This window comes from Amycolatopsis anabasis, assembly GCF_009765355.1.
GTDB classification, from domain to species: domain Bacteria; phylum Actinomycetota; class Actinomycetes; order Mycobacteriales; family Pseudonocardiaceae; genus Amycolatopsis; species Amycolatopsis anabasis.
The window spans coordinates 60253-81137 of record NZ_VTHK01000007.1 but is presented as its reverse complement, the minus strand read 5'-3'; the positions used below and the strand labels follow the sequence as shown (position 1 = coordinate 81137).

General features: G+C 70.8%; 21 protein-coding genes. 11 read left to right on the top strand and 10 right to left on the bottom strand.

Translation table 11 applies throughout. The features are described from left to right. Positions 1-18 precede the first annotated feature (18 nt). The 9 genes from FXO23_RS11345 (at position 19) to FXO23_RS11305 (ending at position 8662) form a co-directional block, all read left to right on the top strand. Positions 19-951 (top strand): 3-oxoacyl-[acyl-carrier-protein] synthase III C-terminal domain-containing protein, encoded by a 933-nt coding sequence (locus tag FXO23_RS11345; RefSeq protein ID WP_158883753.1) that lies wholly within the window; start codon positions 19-21, stop codon positions 949-951. Between the two features lie 72 nt (positions 952-1023). Then, the gene (locus tag FXO23_RS11340) at positions 1024-1287 is read left to right on the top strand and encodes an acyl carrier protein (protein WP_158883751.1); all 264 of its coding nucleotides are present in this window, start codon (positions 1024-1026) and stop codon (positions 1285-1287) included. 3 nt (positions 1288-1290) lie between these two features. Further along, a complete protein-coding gene (locus tag FXO23_RS11335; RefSeq protein WP_158883749.1) occupies positions 1291-2163 on the top strand; it encodes a beta-ketoacyl-[acyl-carrier-protein] synthase family protein in 873 nt (290 codons plus the stop codon). Then, positions 2160-2783, top strand: coding sequence for an acyl-CoA dehydrogenase family protein (locus FXO23_RS11330; protein ID WP_218951959.1), 624 nt, complete (start codon positions 2160-2162; stop codon positions 2781-2783). Before FXO23_RS11335 ends, FXO23_RS11330 begins: the two co-directional genes overlap by 4 nt. Further along, the gene (locus FXO23_RS11325; protein ID WP_158883747.1) at positions 2780-3934 is read left to right on the top strand and encodes an acyl-CoA dehydrogenase family protein; all 1155 of its coding nucleotides are present in this window, start codon (positions 2780-2782) and stop codon (positions 3932-3934) included. Before FXO23_RS11330 ends, FXO23_RS11325 begins: the two co-directional genes overlap by 4 nt. Next, entirely contained in the window at positions 3927-5435 is a 1509-nt protein-coding gene (locus tag FXO23_RS11320) for an MATE family efflux transporter (RefSeq protein WP_218951958.1), read from the top strand. The genes FXO23_RS11325 and FXO23_RS11320 overlap by 8 nt, the downstream gene beginning before the upstream one ends. A 31-nt stretch (positions 5436-5466) precedes the next feature. After that, positions 5467-6900 carry a condensation domain-containing protein gene (locus FXO23_RS11315; RefSeq protein ID WP_158883745.1) on the top strand — a complete coding sequence of 478 codons (1434 nt, stop codon included), beginning with the start codon at positions 5467-5469 and terminating at the stop codon, positions 6898-6900. A 172-nt stretch (positions 6901-7072) separates the two neighbouring features. Continuing rightward, on the top strand, positions 7073-7741 hold the full coding sequence (locus tag FXO23_RS11310) for a response regulator transcription factor (protein ID WP_158883743.1): 669 nt from the start codon (positions 7073-7075) through the stop codon (positions 7739-7741). 60 nt (positions 7742-7801) lie between these two features. Continuing rightward, positions 7802-8662: a class I SAM-dependent methyltransferase gene (locus FXO23_RS11305; protein ID WP_158883741.1), complete on the top strand. Its 861-nt coding sequence runs from the start codon at positions 7802-7804 to the stop codon at positions 8660-8662. A gap of 198 nt (positions 8663-8860) precedes the next feature. Here FXO23_RS11305 and FXO23_RS11300 read toward each other — a convergent pair whose 3' ends face one another. The 9 genes from FXO23_RS11300 to FXO23_RS11260 all read right to left on the bottom strand — a co-directional run bounded on the left by FXO23_RS11300 (position 8861) and on the right by FXO23_RS11260 (position 19082). Then, positions 8861-9934, bottom strand: a complete 1074-nt coding sequence (locus FXO23_RS11300; RefSeq protein ID WP_158883739.1) for a C45 family autoproteolytic acyltransferase/hydrolase — start codon at positions 9932-9934, stop codon at positions 8861-8863. Further along, positions 9931-10545 (bottom strand): GNAT family N-acetyltransferase, encoded by a 615-nt coding sequence (locus FXO23_RS11295; RefSeq protein ID WP_158883737.1) that lies wholly within the window; start codon positions 10543-10545, stop codon positions 9931-9933. Before FXO23_RS11295 ends, FXO23_RS11300 begins: the two co-directional genes overlap by 4 nt. Before the next feature lie 50 nt (positions 10546-10595). Further along, positions 10596-12113, bottom strand: coding sequence for an AMP-binding protein (locus FXO23_RS11290; protein ID WP_158883735.1), 1518 nt, complete (start codon positions 12111-12113; stop codon positions 10596-10598). Then, the gene (locus FXO23_RS11285) at positions 12110-14104 is read right to left on the bottom strand and encodes a class I tRNA ligase family protein (protein ID WP_179956744.1); all 1995 of its coding nucleotides are present in this window, start codon (positions 14102-14104) and stop codon (positions 12110-12112) included. The genes FXO23_RS11290 and FXO23_RS11285 overlap by 4 nt, the downstream gene beginning before the upstream one ends. Continuing rightward, a complete protein-coding gene (locus FXO23_RS11280; RefSeq protein WP_158883733.1) occupies positions 14101-15165 on the bottom strand; it encodes an NAD(P)/FAD-dependent oxidoreductase in 1065 nt (354 codons plus the stop codon). Before FXO23_RS11280 ends, FXO23_RS11285 begins: the two co-directional genes overlap by 4 nt. Next, positions 15165-16475: a lysine N(6)-hydroxylase/L-ornithine N(5)-oxygenase family protein gene (locus FXO23_RS11275; RefSeq protein WP_246257132.1), complete on the bottom strand. Its 1311-nt coding sequence runs from the start codon at positions 16473-16475 to the stop codon at positions 15165-15167. The genes FXO23_RS11280 and FXO23_RS11275 overlap by 1 nt, the downstream gene beginning before the upstream one ends. A gap of 174 nt (positions 16476-16649) precedes the next feature. Beyond that, positions 16650-17696 (bottom strand): phosphotransferase, encoded by a 1047-nt coding sequence (locus tag FXO23_RS11270; RefSeq protein ID WP_246257131.1) that lies wholly within the window; start codon positions 17694-17696, stop codon positions 16650-16652. A 61-nt stretch (positions 17697-17757) separates the two neighbouring features. Next, positions 17758-18567 (bottom strand): MerR family transcriptional regulator, encoded by an 810-nt coding sequence (locus FXO23_RS11265; protein ID WP_158883729.1) that lies wholly within the window; start codon positions 18565-18567, stop codon positions 17758-17760. A gap of 41 nt (positions 18568-18608) precedes the next feature. After that, positions 18609-19082 carry a GyrI-like domain-containing protein gene (locus FXO23_RS11260; RefSeq protein WP_158883727.1) on the bottom strand — a complete coding sequence of 158 codons (474 nt, stop codon included), beginning with the start codon at positions 19080-19082 and terminating at the stop codon, positions 18609-18611. 274 nt (positions 19083-19356) lie between these two features. On the opposite strand from FXO23_RS11260, the gene FXO23_RS11255 reads away from it, so the two are divergent. Next, the gene (locus tag FXO23_RS11255; RefSeq protein WP_158884183.1) at positions 19357-19845 is read left to right on the top strand and encodes a flavin reductase family protein; all 489 of its coding nucleotides are present in this window, start codon (positions 19357-19359) and stop codon (positions 19843-19845) included. Here FXO23_RS11255 and FXO23_RS11250 read toward each other — a convergent pair. Continuing rightward, positions 19832-20305, bottom strand: coding sequence for a DUF1801 domain-containing protein (locus tag FXO23_RS11250; protein WP_158883725.1), 474 nt, complete (start codon positions 20303-20305; stop codon positions 19832-19834). The genes FXO23_RS11255 and FXO23_RS11250 overlap by 14 nt on opposite strands. Positions 20306-20411: 106 nt before the next feature. On the opposite strand from FXO23_RS11250, the gene FXO23_RS11245 reads away from it, so the two are divergent. Next, positions 20412-20807 (top strand): RidA family protein, encoded by a 396-nt coding sequence (locus FXO23_RS11245; protein WP_158883723.1) that lies wholly within the window; start codon positions 20412-20414, stop codon positions 20805-20807. Positions 20808-20885: the final 78 nt, after the last annotated feature.

Genomic DNA, 20885 nt, shown 5'->3' with positions numbered 1-20885 from the left:
TCGAGCCAGGAGGACTAGATGACGTCGTTGGCGGCGGTGTCGAGTTACCTGCCGCCGGAGGTCACGCCGATCACCCCGTACCTCGAGGGAGTCGGCCTGAATCCGGGGCAGATCAAGCTTTACCATCGCTTCTACGGGTTCTCCAAGATCCGCCTGGCATCGGAAAGCTCCAGCACGGAACTCATGCTCGCCGCGGCGAACCGGTTGGAGGAACTCCGCGGGCGCGAACACCAGGTGCGATACGTGGTGCAGGCCCGCACGATCCAGCTCGCGGCGCCCTATCCGCGCAATCCGCTGCACGAGGTGCGCGACGCACTGGGACTGAAGAACGCGACCGCGTTCTCCCTCACCCAGCACGCGTGCGCCTCCGGTCTGCTCGCGGTCGACCTGTGCGGGAAGCTGCTCGCCGCGGACGGCGATCCGGACGCCCTCGCGCTGATCCTGGTGGGGGAGAAGGCGTTCACCCCGTCCGCCCAGGTGATCGCGGACTCGGCGATCATGGGCGAGAGCATGGCCGCGGTGCTGGTGCGGGCCGGCGGCGAACGCGACCGCATGGTCGGCTACGCGACGCGCACCTACGGCGAGTTCCACTCCGGACCGTTCCTGTCCCCGGAACTGATGGCCGCGTTCGACCAGCTCTACGCGCCGGCCCTGGCCGAGGTGATCGTGGCGGCGGTCGAACACGCCGGGCTCGCGCCGTCGGACGTGGCGCTCGTGCTCCCGCACAACGTCAACCAGATGTCCTGGTTCCGGGTGGCCAAGGCGATCGGGCTGCCGCGCGACCGGATCCTGCTCGACAACCTGCCCGAACTCGGGCACTGCTTCTGCGCGGACTCCTTCATCAACTACCGGACCGCGCTCGGCCTCGGCCGGCTGCGGCCGGGTGACCACTACGTGATGACCTCGGTCGGGCTGGGGGCGACGTTCTCCGCGATGGCCTTCCGGCACTAGCGGCCCGCTCCAGTCCCACCGGAACCCGGACGACCACACACCATCCCGCTGGATGAGCTGAGGAGAGGAACCATGACGGAAGGCATCGACCGGCAGACGATCGTCGAGGCGGCCATCGGCTTGCTCGCCGAGATGGTCCGGCGGGAGCCGAAGTCGCTGACCGAGGAGACCCGCCTGTTCGAGGAACTCGGCCTGGACTCGGTGAACACCCTGGAGCTGCTCATGCAGTTGGAAGAGCAGCTCGAGTTCCAGTTCGACGCCGACACGCTGGAACAGCGGTACCTGGAAACGGTGGGCACGCTGGCCAGCTACGTGGCCAAACAAGCGAGCGTGTGACCCGTGTACCTCGCGAAGCCGCCTCCGTTCGCGCCGGGGATTCCGCCGGGGGCCAAGGAGATCCCGCTGGGGCTGACGCTGAGCGTGAGCCGGGTGTTCGAGGCCGGGCGACCGTACGACCCCGGCCTCGTGCAGTACTTCGCCGATCTGGCGAAGCTCTACGGGCTGCGGCACCGGGACGACTACTTCACCCGGGTCCACCGGAACACGTTCACCGAACTGATCCAGGGAGCGCTGGACGGGCTGGGAGCGCTGGACGATCCGGTCGATCTGGTCGTTCTCGCGCACAGCACGCCCGATGCCGAGCCGGGGTGGCCCGCCTGCTACCTGGCCGACGCGCTGCCGGGTGATCCGCTCGCCCTGGCCGTATCCGATCAGGGCGTCACGGCGGCGTTCACCGCGCTGCGGATCGTCGCCGACTACTCCACTGTGGACGACTTCCGGCGCGCGATCGTGGTGCTGCTGGACCAGACCACCCTGATGAACGACGAGCATCCGCCGGCGGGCATCGCGCTCCCGGAACAGGACAGCGTGGTCGCGCTCGTCCTGGACCGGAAACCCGGCGCCGGCCGGCTCACCGTGCGCCAGCTGACCGACGTCGGCGCACCGGAGGCGGGCGCGACCGTGGCGGAGCTGCTGCGCGAACGGGCGCTACCGGTCGCGGTGCTCGGGCCCGATCTGGCCGCGGCCACCGAAGCACCGCCGGACGCCGAGATCGTCGCGGTGGCGCCGGGACGACCGTGTTCGGGGACCTGGGCGCACTTCCTGGAACACCGGCAAACCGGCCGGTCGATGGTGATCGCCGATTACGACCCCGCGCTGCGCTACCTCGGGATCTGCACGGTGGACTTCCCGGGCGGGGACGGGCCGCCGTGATCGCGCCCGCGCCGTGGGCCGACTGCCGCCGGGTGACCCGGTCCGCGGGAATCGCGGCCGGGCTGGAAGTGCTCTGCGATTCCCTCGCACCCGGCGGACTGCCGTGCGGGCCCCGGGGACATGCCGTGGTTCCGGCGCGCAGGGCGGAGGCCGCGGGCGGCGGGCCGGTGTTCGCGCGGGACCTGCTCGAGGCGGAAGGTGTGGTCGCGTTGCGGCCGTCCGGCGCGGGATTCCCCGCGGATTCGCGGTGGGTGACCGCGCTCGCCTGGCTCCGGCTCGGGGCTTCGGAGGCGCTCACCGACGACTGCCTGGCCTACCTCGGCTCCCGGACCGCCGGCGGTGAGCCACTGCTCGACCGGCAACTCGTCGCCGGGCAACTGGCGGACGCGCTGATCGAACAGCTCGAAGCCGGGGCCGTGCTCGAGGGCGCGGCCCCGGAAACGCTCGGCCCGGGCGGACTGCGCCTCGTGCACGGGCAGCTCACCACGACCGATCGCCTGCTGCTGCGCCTGCTCGGTGCCGCGGGCTTCCGCACCGACGGGCCCGGACGCCGCGCCTTGCTGTCCGAACTGCTCGCCGACGCCTACCTGGACCGGAACGCGGAGGAGGACCGGATGTGATCGAACTCGACGACCGGCTGTCGGCACTGCGTGCCCGGGCCCGGGCCTGGAGCGAGGACCTCCGCGCGATCGCGCTGGACCTGGACCGCGATCCGGCCACCATCGAACGGGTGCTGGACCTGCCCGCGATCGAGCACATCGGACTGTTCCAGTACCCGCCCCGCTTCCAGCCCGGTCCGCTGGTGCTCGGCGGGCACCGCTTCCACGGCGACAGCGCGGTGGAGCACGTGGTGTTCTTCGAGGAACTGGCCCGGGGCGACGTCGGCGCGATGATGGCCGCGCCCGGCGCCCCGATGGCCGGGCCGCTGGTCGCGTTGCTCGGCGACGAAGCGCAGCAGGAGTCGTTCTTCGGCCGGTTGCGCGCGCGTCCCACGTGGACGTTCCTCGCGCTGACCGAACCCGCGACCGGATCCGATCCGGCCGCGATGGAGACCCGGTTGCGGCCGGACGGCGACCGGTTCCTGCTGACCGGGGCGAAGCGGTACGTGGGAAACGCGACACGGGCCGGCCCGGGAGTCGTGTTCGCGCGCACCGGGCCGGGACCGCTCGGGCTGTGCGCGGTACTCGTCGAGGGTGGTGACCCGGGGTTCACCGCGACACCGCTGCCCACCCTCGGACTGCGCGGGGCGGTGCTCAGCGCGATCAGCCTGGACTCGGTCGAACTCGGTCCCGAACGCCTGCTGGGGCGGCACCTCTCGCCCGCCCGCCGCGGAACCTGGAGCTGGGTGCGGATCTTCAACCGGCTCCGCCCCGCGGTCGCGGCCATGGGCCTGGGCATCGCCCGCGCGGCGCACGAATACATCGGCGACCACCGGCGTGCCCTGAGCGCGGCGGAACGGACCAGGTTCGACGAGCTGGCCCGGCGCATCGACGCGGTGCGGCAACTCACCCTGCACGCGGCCGTGGCGGTCGACGCGAACCCGGCCGACGGTCATCTCGCGTCCGCGGCCAAGGTCCGTTCGGCCGCGCTGGCCGAGGAGGTCACCCGCGCCGCGCTCGACTTCTTCGGCGCCGGAGCCCGGTTCGACCACCCCCTGCTCGACAAGCTCGCCCGGGACGCCCGGGGAGTGGAGTTCATGGAAGGCGCCGGAAACGTGCAGAAGCTCGGCGTCTACCACCACCTGGCACGAGGGAGGACACATCATGGTTGAGCACGACGACAAACCCGTCGCCGCCCCGGGCCCGCCACCGGGATCGGGCGCCCCACCGGAACCGGCGGGCGGGCCACCGCCCGGCGCCGAAGGCGGACCGCCACCGGGAGCCGAGGGCGGACCGCCGCCCGGACCGCCGCCGTGGGCGGTGCCGGGGCCGGGGCGGAGTTCGATCCGGCGCGCGCTCGTCCAGCTCGCGGTGCCGATGGCCCTGGCCGAGGTCGTCGGCCTGCTGGTGGTCGTGGGCGTGGTCGCGCTGCTCGGCCGGATGGGCGCGGACGCGCTGTACGTCCGGGCGCTGTACCTGCCGGTGGCGAGCCTGTTCCTGGCCCTGTTCATCGCCTTCGACATCAGCAACCAGGTGACGGCGGCGATCAACCGCGGCCGCGGGCGACCGGGGAACGTGGCGCCGACGGCCCTGAGCTTCGCGCGCCTGTGGGTGGTGTTCGCCTCGGTGCTGATCATCACGCTGGTGCTCACCGCACCGCTGCTGGCCGACGCGCTGCTCGTCCCGCCGGAATCGCGGGGCCACTTCGTGACCTTCGTGCGCTGGATGGCTTTGGCCGAACTGAGTTACGTCGGCGTGGTGCTGTGCGCGTCGAGCCTGCGCGGTTTCGGGCACGCCCGCCACGGCGCCGTGGTGATGCTGACCGGGGCCGGGTTGCAGTTCGGCGGGGTCGCGCTGCTCGGCTTCGGGGCCGGGATGGGCGCCCTGAGCGTGCCGGTGTCCATCGCGATCTCCTCGGTGGTCGGACTGGGCATCGGGTTGGTCCTGCTTCGCCGGACCGGGCTGTGGCAACCCGGTCAGCGGTTGCCGTGGCAGCCGGAGTCGATCCGCCACCTCCGCCAGGTCGGGGTTCCGGTGGCGGCCACCCAGATCATCCTGTTCGGATCCAACTTCGTGCTGCTGCGGGTGCTCGGCGTGTTCGACTCGACCGTGGTCTCCGCCTTCTCCAGCGCGTCGAGCCTGCAGATCCTGCTCCTGATGCCCGGGATCGTGCTCGGCTCGGCGACCGCGATCGTGCTCAACCAGCAACGCGGCGCCGGGAAACCCGGCTGGCTGCCGACCACCCTGCGCACCGGGCTGGAGGTCGCGATCGGGGTCTACGTGGTCCTCGGCGTGCTGGCCTGGCTGGCCAGCGAACCCCTGGGCAAGCTGATGACCGACGTGCCGGCGGTGTCGCACCAGGCCGCGCTCTACCTGAGCACGGTCGGCCTGACCTACATCCTGCAGGGGCCGGTGCTGGCGTGCCTGAACATCCTGGAGCAGCTCGGCGCGGGGCTGGTCGCGGTCACGCTGAACTTCCTGTACTACGCCGTGGTGGTGGTCGCCAGCGCCCTGGTGGTGTCCGCGATGCACGATCCGGTGGCCTTCTACCGCACGGTCGCGCTGTCCAATCTGGCCGGGATCTCCGTGGTGGTGACCGCGGTGATCGTCGTCCGCCGGGTGAGCCGGGCCCCGGCCCCCGCCCCGGCGTTCGGCATGGGCGGTCCCGCCTAGCGGCTTCGATTCCGCGAAAGAAGGACGGACCATGGCAAGACTCGTCCGCCGCCGGACCGGGTTCGCCGGTGACCGCTCCGCGGTCGCGTTCGCGACCTTCGCCCAGCAGGAGATGTGGGAGCTGATGCGAGCGCGGGGCCCGGACGCCGGGTTCCACAACCTGACCAGGGGGCTGACGCTCCCCGCGGGACACACCGTCGAGGACGTGCTGGACCGGCTCGCCGAACTGCTCAACCGGCACGAGTCCCTGCGCACGCTGTTCCGGCTGGGCTCGGATGGTGTGCTGAGACAACGGATCCTCGGCAGTGGTGAGTTCACTGTGGACATTCTGCTGACCACCACGGCCGAGGATCCGGACCCGCGTGCGCTGGGCCTCCGGTACGAGAAACGGTTGCACGAGCGCGCGTTCGACCTCGCCGAGGAGCTGCCCTTCCGCCCACTCATCGAGGTGACCGACGGGATTCCCCGCGCGGTCACGATCTGCGTGCCGCACGTCGTCGCCGATCTGACCGGGCTGCGGACCGCCGTCGAGGAGCTCGCCTGGTCCCTGGGCGCGTCCGCCGCCGAGCGGGCCGCCCGGCCCGCCCCGCCGCAGCAGGTGGAGCAGGCGGAGCAAGAGCGTTCCCCGGCCGCCCGGCGAGCGCTCGCCCGTGCCCTGCGCTATCTGCACGAGGAGTTCGCCACCCGGCCCCGGCGCATGTTCGAACCGGCCCCGGGCCCGCCGTCGTACTTCAGCGGCGTCCTGGAGTCGCGGGCGGCCGCGCTGGCCCTGAACGTCCTCGCGATCCGCCACCGGGTGAGCACGTCGGTCGTGCTCCTCGCGGCGACCGCGGCGGTGCTGGGCGCGCGCACCGGGCGGTCCGCCTGCGCCCTCCAACTCGTCGCCGGGAACCGGTTCACGGCCACGTCGCGGGCGGCGGTCGCCAACCTGATCCAGGAAGTGCCCGTCACGATCAGGCTCGACGGGCGGGGTTTCGACGACCTCGTGCGCGCCACCTGGGCGGCCACGATGCGCGCCTACCGGCACAGCCGGTTCCCGCCGGACCGCTGCGCGGAACTGCGCGCCGAGGCCGAGATGGCCCGCGGGACACCCGTTCACCTGTGCTGCTTCTTCAACGACGCCCGAACCACCGTCCGGGCCGTCCAGACCCCGGACGGACCGGGCTCGTTGCGGGCCGCGCTGGCCGAGACCACGTTCCACCCGGCCGACTACCGCGAACGGCACACCTTCAGCTTGTTCGTCCTGGACGGGCCGGGCACGATCAGGCTGGTGCTCGCCGCGGACACCCGGGCGCTGCCGCCCCCGGAGGTCGAACGGTATCTCCGGACGGTGGAAGGCCTGCTGGTCGAACTCGCCGTCGAGGACCGGGCCGTGGCGGCGGTGCTCGAGCGGCTCGACGCCGCCGAACTGCCGAGTTCCGGGCGGCTGGGCGACGCGCCCCGGTTCGTCCTGGGGCCGAGCTGAGCGTCGCGATGGCAGGGCCGTGCCACCTCCGAGGTCGCGGCCCTGCCGCGAATATGTCGCGATCGACGGCGGAAACCGCGGGGTCGGACCGGAGAAACCGCTGCTATCAATGAGATACAGCGAAGTCATGGTCTGCACGGCGGATTCGCCGCAGTCTGGGAGGGTCGAAGCGATGACGTATTCCATTCCGGTCGCCGAAGAGGTCGGCGCCCTCAACGTCGCCATTCTCGCCGGTAACGAGGTGCTCAGCCGCGGGCTCGAATCCGTGCTCGCGTCCATGCCCGGGGTCGGCGCGGTTCGCCGGTGCGGGAACCAGAACAGGGTCACCCAATTGCTGGAGGCGGCCGAGTTCGACTTCCTGATCGTCGCCGCGGTGGACGCCGAATGGCTGGAGGGCGCCCGGGACCGCCTGAACGGCACCAAGGTCCTCCTGCTCATCGACGAGTCGGCGACCGTCGATCCGTTCCGGTACTCCGCGATCCAGGTCGACGGATTCCTTTCCCAGCAAGATCTTTCGGCGGAGTCGCTGCGGGACGGGTTCCGCCGCTGCGCCCAGGGGGAGCTGCCCATGCCCTCGGCGCTCGCGCGCGAACTGCTGGCCAGGGCCGAGGCTCCCTCGCCGCGCCAGCGGATCCGCGCGGTGACGCTGACCAGCCGGGAGACCGAGGCACTCACGCTGCTGGTGAAGGGACTGAGCAACAAGCAGATCGCCCGCCGGCTGGCGATCTCCAGCCATGGCGCCAAACGGCTGGTGGGCAGCATCATGCTGAAACTCGATTCGCCGAATCGGACCACCGCCGCCGTCAACGCCATCAAGGCGGGAATCATCGACGGAATCTGACCGACTCGCACGCAGTACCGCGATGACCACCATTCCTTTCGCAGATCGGGATCACAGGATATGACCGCTGACGTGTCGAAAGACCACAACGTGTTCGAAGAGGTCGCCAAAACGGCGCGCTGGACGGCCGCGGCGCGGGCGCGGGAGAGCCGCCGCGGCGACCGGCTCTTCGACGATCCCCTCGCCGAACTGCTGGCGGGCCCCGAGGGAGCCGAACTGCTGACGCACTTCCATCCGCCGCACGCGGCGAAGGAGGGCAATCCGTTCCTGCCGATCCGCACCCGGTGGTTCGACGAGTTCCTGGCCGGTGCGGTCGGTCCCGGCCACCAGGTGGTCGGCCTCGGCGCCGGGCTGGACACCAGGTCGTTCCGCCTCGACTGGCCCGAGAACACCGTCCTGTTCGAACTGGATCAGCCAGACCTGTTGTCGTACAAGGAATCCCAGTTGGACTCCAGCGGTGCGGCGCGCCGGTGCGAATGCCACCGGGTGCCGGTGAACCTGGCCGGGGACTGGACCGCGGCCCTCACCGGCGCCGGTTTCGACCCGGCCAGGCCGACGGTCTGGTTCGCCGAGGGGCTGCTGTTCTACCTGCCCGAGGAACTCGCCGCGGCGGTCGTCCGGCAGGCGGCCGGTCTCTCCGCGCCGGGCAGCCGGTTCGCGGCGGATCTGATCGGCACCGGCATCTTCCGGTTCCCCTACCTGCGTTCCTTCCTCGGGAAGCTCGAGGACGCCGGCAGCCCGTGGCGGTTCGGCACCGACGATCCGCGCGGGTTCGTGGAGAACTGCGGCTGGCGGGTGGACGAGGTCGTCGAACCGGGGGAGCCGAGGGCGAACTACGGGCGCTGGCCCCGGCGGGCGGCGCCCGCCGGGTTCCGGGACCTGCCGCGCAGCTTCCTGGTGGCGGCTTCGGCCCGAACGTGACGCCGCCAGCTCCCGGAACGGGGAACTCGGGCTACCGAAACGGGGAACACACCCGACCGGAACGGGGAACTCGCGGCAGGCCGAGGCCCGCTGGCGCGAGTCCCCCGTTCCGGACGTGCGAGTCCCCCATTTCGGGACACCGAGTCCCCCATCCCGGTAGGTGACCAGTGGGGAGTTTGCCCTAACCGGTCTGTCCACTCACGACCCCCGGCAACCGGCCCTTCTCGTTCGGGCCAGCGAGAAGACCGTGCTGTCCGTGGAGTCGCCGGGTCGCACGTGCAGTTCGCCGAGCGCGGGGAACATCACCGCGGTGGCGACTGTGCGTTCCCGGCGGATGTCGCCGTTGTCCGGTACGTGGATCGGGAACGTGGACAGCGCGGCGAAGTGGTCCGCGGCGCTCGCCGTGGGCGACAGCCCGGCCAGGGCCTCGGTGCACGTGGCGAGGCGGCGGACCGACGATCGGCGCGCGAACCGGTTGAGCTGGTCCCCGGGCGCCAGATCGGGGTGCAGGTAGTGGTTGGCGTGCACCAGTTCGGTTCCTTCGAGCACGCGGATCTCGTCCTGGAGAACCTCCACCGAGGCCGCCTTCGCCGGGTCGCACAGCACGAGGTTGCGCGAGCTGGCCAGCGGTAGCGTGCGCAGTTCGGCTACCGCCTCGTCGACGCTGCCGGCGCGGTGGAGCAACCGCCGGATGGCGAGATAGGGCGGCAGCCCGGGCCGCCACCGGCCGCCCAGCACCAGATTCAGGCCGATCGCGAGGCCGTCGCTGTTGACCCCGAGATACCCGAGCAGCCCGGCGAAACTGAGCACCAGCACCCGGCGGGACGTACCGGCGCGCGCGATCTCGAGCACGGCGATCTGATCGTCCAGATCGCCGCTGAGATCGACCGTCTGCGCCAGAACCGGCGTGCCGCGGTCCGCGGTGCGGGCGTAGGTGGTGCAGTCCCCCCGCGCGGGCACCGTTCGGTAGCCGAGTACCTCCCGGCGGATCTGCAGCAGCGTGGCCTCCTCGCGGCTGATGCCCGCACCCGAGGCCAGCCCGTCGAGCTCGGCCGCCAGCTCCGGAGCCGCGTCCGCGATGGCCCGGCGGTAGGCCTCGATCGTGGGGCGCAACTCGGCCGCCTCGACCGGAGCCCAGAGGATCCGGTTGAGGCGGCACAGATCGTCGTCGAGGAACGCCCGCAGCTCGGCCGCGCGTGCCGCGCCATGCCGGTGGCCGATCGCGAACGGGTCACCGGTGGCGCGGATGAAGGGAATGCCGCCCGCGGTCATCCGGCGGTGTCGGCCGGCGGCACCTTGGGCCGCGAAGCCAGTTCCTGCTTGACCCGCGGCCATTCGGCGCGCAGCACGCTGTAGAAGACCGCGTCGCGCCGGCGGCCGCCGGGCATGGGGTTGAAACTGCGCAGCGTGCCTTCCTCCACCGCCCCGATGTTGCGCAGGCCGCGGCGGGCCTGCTCGTTGAGCCGATCGGTCTTGAACTCCACGCGTTCGGCGCCCAGCCGCTCGAACGCGTGCTCCAGGAGCAGGTACTTCGCCCAGCGGTTCACCCCGCGCCCGCGGAAGTCGCGCCCGAGCCAGGACCAGCCGATCTCGATCCGCCCGTCGCGCTCGGCCAGGTTGCCGAAGCTCATGCTGCCCGCGGCGCGCCCGCTCTCCTTGTCGGTGATGTGGTAGACGACCCGGGTACCGGCCCGGTGGTCCGCGAGCGTCGCGTCGAAGAACGCCTCGAAGTCCGCGTCGGTGGTCACCTGGGACACGAAGTAACGCCAGATGTCCGGATCCATCGCGATGGCGTGCAGGGAAGCCCGGTCTTCGGGGGTGAGTGGCCGGAGCAGCACCCGGTCGTTCTCCAGGGTCGCCGCCGCGCGTTCGGTCCAGCTCATGTGGACGTCCTTTCCGGTGTTCCGCCAGTGCCCGGTCGATGGTGCTCGGTTCAGCTTGCCCGGACAACGCCGTCGCGGTCCTCGATCTCCCGCCGGTAGGCGGCGCGGATCGCCTGCCGCTTCGGTTTGAACTGGCCGGTGAGCAGGCCGTTGTCCACGCTGAACGGTTCCCGCGCGACGATCACCTTCGCGATCTGCTCGTCCCGGCCGAAGGCCGCGTTGGTCGCGGCGAGCTGCCGGTCGATCGCCGCGCGGTCCGGCGGATCGTCGGCCGGTGACACGACCGCGACGAGGTAGGTGCGGGCGGGGCAGTAGAGCACGCATTCCTCGATCGCGGGGCTGGTCTTCAGGTGCTCCTCGATCGGCCGGACGATGATCTTCTTGGCGTTGTCCAGCACGATCACGTCGTCGGCCCGGCCCCGGATGTAGAGGAATCCGTCCTCGTCGAAGTAGCCGAGATCGCCGGTCCGGACGATCCCGCCGGCGCCGAACACGCGCTCGGACTCACCGGGCGGGGCGTAGGCGTAGGCGCGGTTCACCGGCTGGTCGCTGCGCACGCTGATCAGGCCGTCCGCGTCCAGCAGCACCTCCTTGCCGGGGACCACCCGGCCGACGCTGCCCAGCCGATCGGCGCCCGGATGGTTCTTGGTCACGATGCAGGTCTCGTTGAGGCCGTACCCCTCGTAGATCGGCAGGCCGAGGTCGGTGAAGTAGCGCAGGGTGGAAACCGCGGCCGGGGCGGATCCCGTCCACAGATAGCGGATGCGCGGACCGAACACGCCCCGGGCCGCCGCGCCCGGCTCGATCCCGGTCCGCGCGGCCTGTTTCTCGATGCGCCGCCGGGTCACCTCGTAGAAGGCGGGCACGCCCATCACCACCGTGGGCCGGGCGCGGCGCAGCGCGGAGAACAGGGCGTCGTGCGTGCTGACCGTGACGTCGTGGCCGAACCGCAGCGCGGAGTAGATCCAGTAGCGCTGCTGCAGCAAGGAAAGCGGCAGGAACACGAACAGGTGGTCGCCGGGACCGTGGGCGAACATCTCCTGCACCACGCGCAACGAACCGTCGATGCTGCCCACGGTGGCCGCGAGCCCCTTGGGCGCGCCGGTGCTGCCGGAGGTGAACTTGAGCGTGGTGACGTCCTCGGCCCGGTACCGGATCGGTTCGAGGTCCACCGGTCCGCTCGACGCGCTCACCCAGTCCCGGACGGCCGCGATCGGATGCGTGTCCGGGGCGGCCGAGGGACGTTCGGTGAACAGCAGCTTCAGCCCGTACCGGGCGGTGAGGGTGCCCTCGGGGTCGAACTTCCCGGGTTCGAACCCGGCGGTCACCACGCCCAGCCGCACCGCGGCGAGATCGAGCAACACCCACTCGAGCCGGTTCGACGCGACGATCCCGATCCGATCGCCACGCCGCAGCCCGAGCTCGGACAGGTGCCCGGCGAGCCGTCCGGACAGTTCGTAGAGTTCGCTCAGCGACAGGGATTCGGTGCCGCCCAGCCGGGCGAACGAGATCCGGTACCCGGGTGCCGGGGGATGGGCGACCAGGTGGTTGAGCACGGATTCGGTCATGCCCGCCCCGCTCGCGGGGCCGGGGTGAAGAACACCGCGTCGGCCAGCGCGACCGCGGTTCCCGGGGGCAGGAGTTCGACCGTGCGGGGCCAGGCCGCCGGTGCGCCTTCGCCGAACGCGGCGGCGAGGCGCTCGGCGAACCGCGGCATCACCGGGCGGGCGCAGTGCGCGAGCAGCCGCGCGGCGGCGAGTTCGAGCGCGATTCCGGTGCGGGCCTCGTCCCGCCACCCGTCGAGCTCACCGGTGGCCCGCTCCAGCCGGGCGAACCGGCGGGCGTCGCCGACCAGCCCGGCCAGCTCCGCGGCGGCCTGGTTGAGCGAGAAACCGTCCGGGCCGAGGCTGCCGGTGAGCGCGGACAGCCGGGTTTCCAGGCGGTGCAGGAACGCCGTGTGCTCGGGGCTCCAGACACCCGCGTCAGGGGCCCGGCCGGCGAACAGCTTGCCGACGCGTTCGCCCAGATCGTTGAGCCAGTGCTGCCATTCGCCGATCAACACCGTGCGCAGCACGTTCTCGAAGACCTCGCGGTCGAACTGGGTGCGGCGGGCCTCCGGGCGGGTGCGCGCGAGGAAGAAACGCACGGCGTCGACGCTTTCCGGCCCCAGGATGTCCTTGCCCCACACGGCGTGGCGGCGGCTGGTGGAGAACTTGTCGCCCTCCAGCAGGTAGAACTCGTTGACGTGGTAGTCGATGTCCGGCGTCCATCCGGGGAAGGCGAGCCGGTACAGCACCGGGTAGAGGATCGAGTGGTAGAAGCTGTTGTCGTAGCCGAAGAAGTGGATGAACTTCCAGTCCTGCTCGGGCGCGTCGGCACGCCACGTCCGGCCGAGCCGGCGGCCGAGCGCCTCGATGCCGTGCAGGAACCCGTAGGCCATCTCCGGCCAGGCCCAGATCACCTGACCGGTGGCGCCCGGTGCCGCAGGTGAAACCCCCCATTGCGCCGGGTGGGTGAGCGCGACGTCGAGCTGGGCTCGCCGGAAGACCCGATCGGCGAGTTCGCGCAACCGCGACGGCACCCGCCCGAGCCGGTGGTGCGCCGCGATCTCCGCGCGGAACCGGTGCAGGGGCAGGGAGAATCGCTCCACCGCGCCGCGCCGGGGCGGTTCGCCGGACAGCGCGGACCGAGGCCGGGCGAGGTCCGCGCAGACGTTCGGTTCGCCGCATTCCTCGCAGATGTTGCCCCCGGTCGCCTCGCCGCAGCCGGGACAGCCGCCGGAGACGTCGACCTCGTACAGGTACTCACCGGTCACCGCGTCGAACAGGGCGGGATCCTCGCGCCGGGTCACCGCGGACGATCCGGTGACCCGGGAGAAGAAACCACGCAATCCGGCGGGGTAGCCGGCATCCTCGCTGGTCACGGTGTACTGGTCCGGGACGATGTCCATCAGCGCGAGCGTCTCGGCGATCTCGGCGCTGTACCGCGCGGCCGTGCTCGCCGGCTCGTCGCCGGTACGGCGGGACACCGCGGCGACATAGCTCTGGAAGTCGTCGCTGCCGGTGATGTGCCACGCGTTGGCGCCGTTCATCCGCTGGAACCGGACGAACGCGTCCGCGCCGAGGTACGGCCCGGCCAGATGCCCCAGGTGCAGATCGCCGTTCGGCGTCGGCGGGGTGGAGAAGACGAACAGCGGGCGCTCGTCGAACCGCCGCCGGGCGGCCGCGCCCGCCGCCCGCGCCGCCTGCCGCGGATCGCGCCAGTAGAAGTCGGCGAAGACCAGATCGGTGGTCCCGGTGTTCTCGATGACATGGGTTTCGAACGGCTCGAACATCGCCACGGTCCCGGCTTCGGCGGGGTGCCGCTTGCCGTCGACGACGATCTCCCCGGCGCCCGCGACGATGACGAACGCCTCGATCTCGTCGTGCTGGTGCGGCAGCGAGGCGGTGCCGGGGGAGACCCGGCCCCATCCGGCGCCCACCGGGGCGCCCTCGATCGAGCTCATCTCGATTCCGAACGCCTCGGCAAGGTCGGCGGGCTGGTACCTGTTGATGATCACGCTGGCCTCCTCGAACTGGCGGGGGAAAGCAGGTCGACGGCCGCCGCGGCGATGGCGGGGGCCAGCCGGTAGCCCGATCCGTTGGCGGCGCCGGCGAACACCACCCGCCCGGCGTCGTCGAGTGCGCGCACCTGCGGCTCGCCGTCGTCGCTGTAGGCGTCGCAGAACACGCGCCCGGCGCTGAGCCGGTCCGCCAGGACCGGTGCGTAGCGGCGCAGGGTCTCGCCCGCTTCGGCCAGGTGCCGCCGGGAGAGCCCGGCGACCGGATCGTTCGGGGAGACCCCCCATTCCTGGCAGGTGTAGCTGAACAGCCAGTGCCCGCGGGAGCGCAGGGGCAGCAGGAACGCGTCCTCGTCCTGGAAGACGATCGCCGGGTCCTGCCTTGACACGCCTCCTTCCAGGTGCAGCGCGACGACCCGTTTGACCCGGGCCCGGGCCGGGGCCAGCAACGTCCGCCACGCCGGATCGGCCAGCCACGGTCCCGGGGCGAGTGCGACCCGGCCCGCGATCAGCGTGTCCCCGCTGGACAGCCGCAACTCGACCTTCTCGTCCCCGGGCGCGATGGCGGTGACCCGCAGCCCTTCGCCGAAGGTCACCTGGGGACGCAGCGCGCGGGCGATCGCCAGGGTGAGCGCGGGCACGTCCGCGTAGTGACACCCCTGGCAATGCCACACCCCGGCGCGGGCGGGCACCCGGATCGACTGGCCCGGGACCGCGTCGGTGCGGGCGAGCGCCGCGGTCGGCAGGTAGACCTCCGGCAGCCGCGGCGCGGTCTCCGCGGCCACCACGTACGCGTCCACCGGATGGATCGGCAGACCCGGACGTTCGCGGAGCAACTGGGCGTAGAAGTCCTGGCTACCGGCGGCCATCCGGCGCACCCGGGCGCTCGCGCCCCGCGGGAAGTGCAGCCCCGCGGAGCGTCGCGTCGCGCCGGAGCCGATCGCGTCGCGGTCCAGCACGATGACGGAGGTTCCCGGCCGGCGGCGGACCGCTTCGCGGGCGATCAGGCAGCCGACGATCCCGGCGCCGACGACGACCAGATCCGCGGGCACTTGTCCCATCACACCCTCCGCGGTTCGCGGCCGGGCACTTCCACCGCCCATTCGATGAACGAGGGCTGCTGGTTGTCGGTCCGGGCCCCGCACAACCGGTCGATGATCCGCTGGCTGCGCCACGCGAGCAGGCTCAGGTTCGGATCCGCCAGCCCGCGTTGCTGCCGGGCCGCGTTCTGGATGAAGATGTTGCGGTCCGGCGGCCCGTCCCAGCGCACCGCGAAGTTCTGGTCGATCCGGTACTCCTGGCTCTCCCGTTCCAGGCGGGCGTCGATCGGCGCGAGGAAGTCCATGCTCGCCGGCCGGTATCCGGTGGCCCACACGATGACGTCCGCGTCGACGTGTTCGACGGCTCCCGGATGATCGTTGTGGCGCACGGCGATGTCCCAGGCTCCGGGGGCGCCGGTCACCTGGACGACCTCGCGGTTGGGGCGCAGCATCACCAGATCGGGGCTGCCGTTGACGAACCGGTGCACGTAGGTGCGCTGGTAGATCTCCTGCAGCGTGGACAACGAGATCCCGTCGCTGGTGAGCACCTGCCGGGAGTTGAACTTCGCTCGCGTCGCGCGGTCCAGCCGGGCGAAGTAGTCGGAATGGCTGGGCATGTAGTAGTCGTTGGTGAACGGCGAATCGTCGAGGGGGAAGAAGTTCTCCCGCCGGGAGATCCAGCAAACCCGCCGCGGCAGGGCGTCCCTGCGGGAGAGCAGGTCGAGCACGGCTTCCGCCCCGGACTGGCCCCCGCCGACGACCGCGACGCGTTTGCCTTCGACGGCACGTGACCGGTCCAGGAAGTCGGTGACGTGGAACTGGGTGCTGCCGAGCTTGTCCTGGGCGTACCGCGGAATCCACGGCTGGTGGCCGATGCCGATGGCGATGTTCTCGGCCCGCACGGTCCGCCGGTTCGTCCGGACGTGGAACAGCCCGTCGAACTCCACCGCGCGGACTTCCTCGCCGAACACCAGATTCTTGTTGTTCCGGCTCGCCCATTCCATGTAGTTGCGGAACTCCTGACGCGGAATGGCGTCGAACTGGGCATTGATGAAGTGGTAGATCCGCCCCTGCGCGTGCAGATAGGAAAGAAAGGAGAACGCGTTGGTGGGATCGGACAGGCTGACCAGATCCTTCAGCAGCGAAACCTGCAGGGTCGCTCCGGGAATGAGCTGGCCGTCGTGCCAGCTGAAGGTGTCGTTGCGCTCCAGGAAGAGGTTCGACACCTCCGGATGGCTGTGCAGCAACGAGGCCAGGCTGAGGTTCGCCGGTCCGATTCCGATCCCGACACAACGGTAGCGAAAACCGTTCGGCTCGGTCGTCTGATTCACGGGGTGCGAGACAAGTGTATTCATGCGCTTGAAACGGCACACCTCCTCGGCCGATCGGCAGGCGAATCTGCTCGGTGAACAACTTCGAGTGTTCAGCACCGAGCCCGGGACCGGCAGATCCACGTTGTGGTATGCCCATCTCGCCAGGTCCGCGAAAAGGCGCGCGGCTTTCGGTCAGGCGCCGCCGAGGTAGGAATCGTCGAGGACCGAGTGCAGGCTGCGCATCGGCGCGCTGGCGAACTGATCGTCGTCGGTGCCCGGCGCCACCGGCCCGAGCAACCGCATCGCCCGCGCCCAGGTCAGCGCGCGGGCGGCCTTGCCCACCCGGCAGGCCAGCTCCATGGTGCGGATCAGTTCCGCGCGCGGGGCCAGATCGTCGAACATCTCCAGGTACGCGTCCCGGACGCGCAGGACCTCCGGCCCGTCCGCGGCGACGTCCAGGTGCAGCCGCACGAAACCCAGGCCGACGAGCATGCTGGCGAAGGGATGCGCCACCACGCTGTCGCCCCAGTCGTAGAACCGGATCCCGGCGCCGGGCGTGCGGAAGATGTTCCAGGCGTGCAGATCGTTGTGGTCGAGGCTGGGTGGTACCGGCGCTTCGGCCAGTTCGGCGCACCACGCGACGAACCGCTCCCTGGCCGCCGCGACCCGCTCGTGGCGCGCGCGATCGTCCGCACTGCCGCACCGTTCGACGTAGTCCCGCGCGGCGTCGACGGCCTCGTCGAAGCGCCGGGGCATGACGGGCGCGCGCATATCGGCGACCCCGAGTGCGAGCAGCGCGCCGACCTCGGTCATGAGCGCGCGTTGCAGCTGGGCGTACCGCCGGACCGCCGACTCCATCGCCGCCAGGTAGTCGGCGGGTTCCTGGCAGGACTCGCCGAGGGTGGGGCCGCCGTCGGGCAGGACGATCCAGGCCCGCGCCGGATCCACCGCTATCGGGGCGAGCACCTGTTCCGGCGCCGACCGGCGCAGGATCCGGTACAGCTCGATCTCGAACGCGGTCGCCGGTCCGATGGCCTTGAACCAGGCGACACCGGCGTTCGTCGGCACCCTGAGCACGGTCGACCACGGCCGCAGATGTGGTTGTTCCACCGCGCCCACCCGTTTCAGCCCGGCCGCGTCGAGCCGGTCGTCCAGCCAGGAGACGGCCTGTTCGCGCCAGTCCGCCGAGGACCAGACCGCGATTCCGTGGCGCAGGCGTCCGGGGGTCTCGAGGTTCACGGTACGGCTCCCTGCTTGGCCGAAAGTACGATGTCAGGACTTTCCGGTCCCGGATTCGAAGTCAGCGGATCGGAAAGGCGAGTTCGCAGATTTCCGCTTCCGGGTCCGCGGTCATGAAGTCGCCGAGATAGATCTCCCGCGGTGCGCCGTCGACGACCAGTTCCTGTTCGCCGATCCAGCTCATGACCCGGTCGTAGGCGGAAAGGATCTGCGGGAACTCCACCTGCGCGCGCCGGAGCACGGTGTACACCTCCCGGTGCGCGGGCTCCAGGCGCATCGCGACCCCCTTGGCGCCGGCCTGGCCCAGATCGATCGGCAGGCACGCCTCCACGGGGCCGTCGCTGTCCTCGGACACTTCCCCGTAGTACACGACGAACGGATGGCCGGTGACGCCGCCGTGGTCCGTCGCGGCCTTGCCGAGCCGGCCCATCGCGGAGCCGATCCAGCAGGAGAGCTGATCCACCTTGGTGTGCCGCTGCTCGGCGAGCACCAGCTGCTCGGGCACCTCGCGCTGCCGGATGTCGAACCCGGTGGGCACCTTGCCCTCCAGCTTGTTCCGGAGGTGTTCCACCAGTTCCCGCTGGACGCTGAACCGCCGCTCGGCGTCGGTCCAGTAGGAGGCGAGGAGCTCGGCGCCGAGACGGCTCGGCGCCGAGACGATCTCCGCGATCTTCGTGAGCGGCATGTCCAGCCGCCGCAGCATGACCACCAGGCGCGCGGTCACCAGCTGGCTCTCGCGGTACCAGCGGTAGCCGTTGCGCTCGTCCACGCGGGTGGGGGTCAGCAGGCCGAGCCGGTCGTACAGGCGCAGCGCCTTCAACGACAGCCGCGACCTGCGGGCGAACACACCGATGCTCAACTCCGGGTCCACCGGGCCTAGGGTAGCGGTGCCCGCCACGAGGCCCGGCCGCGTCACTGGATCGGGAATGCGATGTCGCAGACCTCGTCGTCGTCCGCGGCCGCCTGGAAGTCGGTGAAGTAAACCTCGCGCGGGGCGTCGGCGATGGTGAACCCGTTCTCGGCGACCCACTGGGCCACCGCGCCGAACGCGGCGCCGATCTCCGCGGGGTTCTGGAACTGGGACTTCTTCAGCCGCAGGTAGGCCTCGCGGTGGGCGGGCTCCCGCCGCGTCGCCACTTCCTGGATCCCGTCCTTGTCCAGGCCGATCGGCGCGCAGACCTCGACCGGGACCTCCGGCGTGTCCTCGGTGAACTGGCCGTGGTAGACCACGAAATAGGGGCCGGTCATCCCGTCGAGCCCCTGCGACGACTTGTGCAGCCGGTCCATGGAGTCCATGAGCCAGCCCTTGATCTCGCTTTCCGGAACGACCCGCTGCTCGGTGAGCACCAGTTGTTCGGGAACCTCGCGTTGCTGAACGTCGGCCATGGCGACCGCTCCTCCGTGAAATCGAATCCGCCGGCCGGGGCGGTGCGCCGCCCCGTTTCGGGTGCTGGTCACCCGACGCGTGCGACTCTCGATCCTGCCCCTGGGGCAGGGTCAAGCCGCGGCGCTCCCACGATCACCGGTTCGGGTGGCGCGGGCGCGGGACGGCACGATCGGAGATGGAACCGCCGCGCTCGCCGGGCACGCTGGAGGCGTCGCTCGGAAAGCACCGGCGGGAGAACGAAACGTGGACAACAACGGTCATTTCCGCGAGGTGATGGCGCAACTCGCGACCGGGGTCACCGTGCTGACCGTCGCCGGAACCCGGGCTCACGGAATGACCGCGAATGCCTTCACCTCGGTGTCACTCGATCCGCCACTGGTGATGTGCTGCGTGGGGCGAACCGCGCGGATGCACGCGGCGATCGGCAGCACCCGGTGTTTCGCGGTCTCCATCCTGAGCGGCGAACAGGAACACCTGGCGCGGTACTTCTCCGACAAGCGCAGGGCGAACGGGATGGCCCAGTTCGACTCGGTCTCCTGGACGCCGGGACCGTGCACCGGCGCGCCCCTGCTGAACGGCGCGCTGGCCTGGCTGGAATGCGAGGTCATCGAGGCCTACGACGGCGGCGACCATTCGATCTTCCTGGGCGGCGTGCTGAGCGCGACCCGGGGGCCGGGTCCCTCCGGGCTGACGTTCTTCCGGGGCGCCTTCCAGCGGGTCGGGCAGTCCGCGGTGGGCGATCGCCCGGTCAGTTCTTCTTGACCCGCCCGTAGCTGAGCTCCAGCTCGCCGGTTTCCAGACCCGTTTCGATCCGGCTGACCATTTCGGCCAGGGCGTCGGTATTCAGATCGGCGGCCTTCTTGAACCGGGCGCAGTTCTGGCCCACGCTGGTCTTCCCGAGCCGGTCGGCGTACTGGTTGACCAGGTAGTCTCCGGATTCGAGCGCGGAGACGTAGAGGCTGAGGTAGTTCTTCTGCAGCGCCAGCGCGATAACGGGCCAGTCGATCGGTTCCTGGCTGGCCTTGACCGTGTACTGGAATGTCCCGTAGCCGATCATCTTGATCGACATACCGGGTTTGCCGTCGCCGGTGCCGGTGAAGAAATGCCGTTTGAGTTTCGGCGCCGCCTTGCGGATGACCTTGTCGATCGAACGCAGATCTTGTTCACGCGCCGGGTCGTAAGAGAAATACTCTTCCAGGGACGACGCTTCCACTTTGAACATGGGGCAGATGGTAGCCGGGTTCGGCCTCCGGCTGTGACCGGAATCCTCTTGACCCGTTCAATCTAGACACATAACGTCCAGATTGAATCTGATCGAAGGAGTCCTTGTGTCCGTTGTCATCACCAATCCGCCGGGGCTGCACGACCCCACCTCGTTCGGCTACAGCCACGCGGTGAGCGCGCCCGGCGAGATCGTCCACATCGCCGGGCAGTACGGCTCCGACGCCACCGGCGGGGTCGTCTCGCCGGACTTCGCCGCGCAGGCGAAGCGGGCCTTCGAGAATCTCGGCGTCGCCCTCGAGACGGTCGGCCTGGGATTCGCCGACGTGGTGCGGCTGGGGACCTACCTCGTCGACCACGATCCCGGCAAGCTCGAAGTCCTGGTCGGGCTGATCCGCGAGCACTGGGGAGACCGGCCACCCGCGCAGACGCTCATCGGGGTGGCCGCGCTGGCCTTCCCCGACATGCTCTTCGAGGTCGACGCGGTGGCCGTGCGGTCCTGACCGGAGTCGTGCCGGTGCTCGGCGCGGTCGTCCCGGTGACCGCGCCGAGCCCCCAGGTGTTCCCGGTGTGGCGTCAGC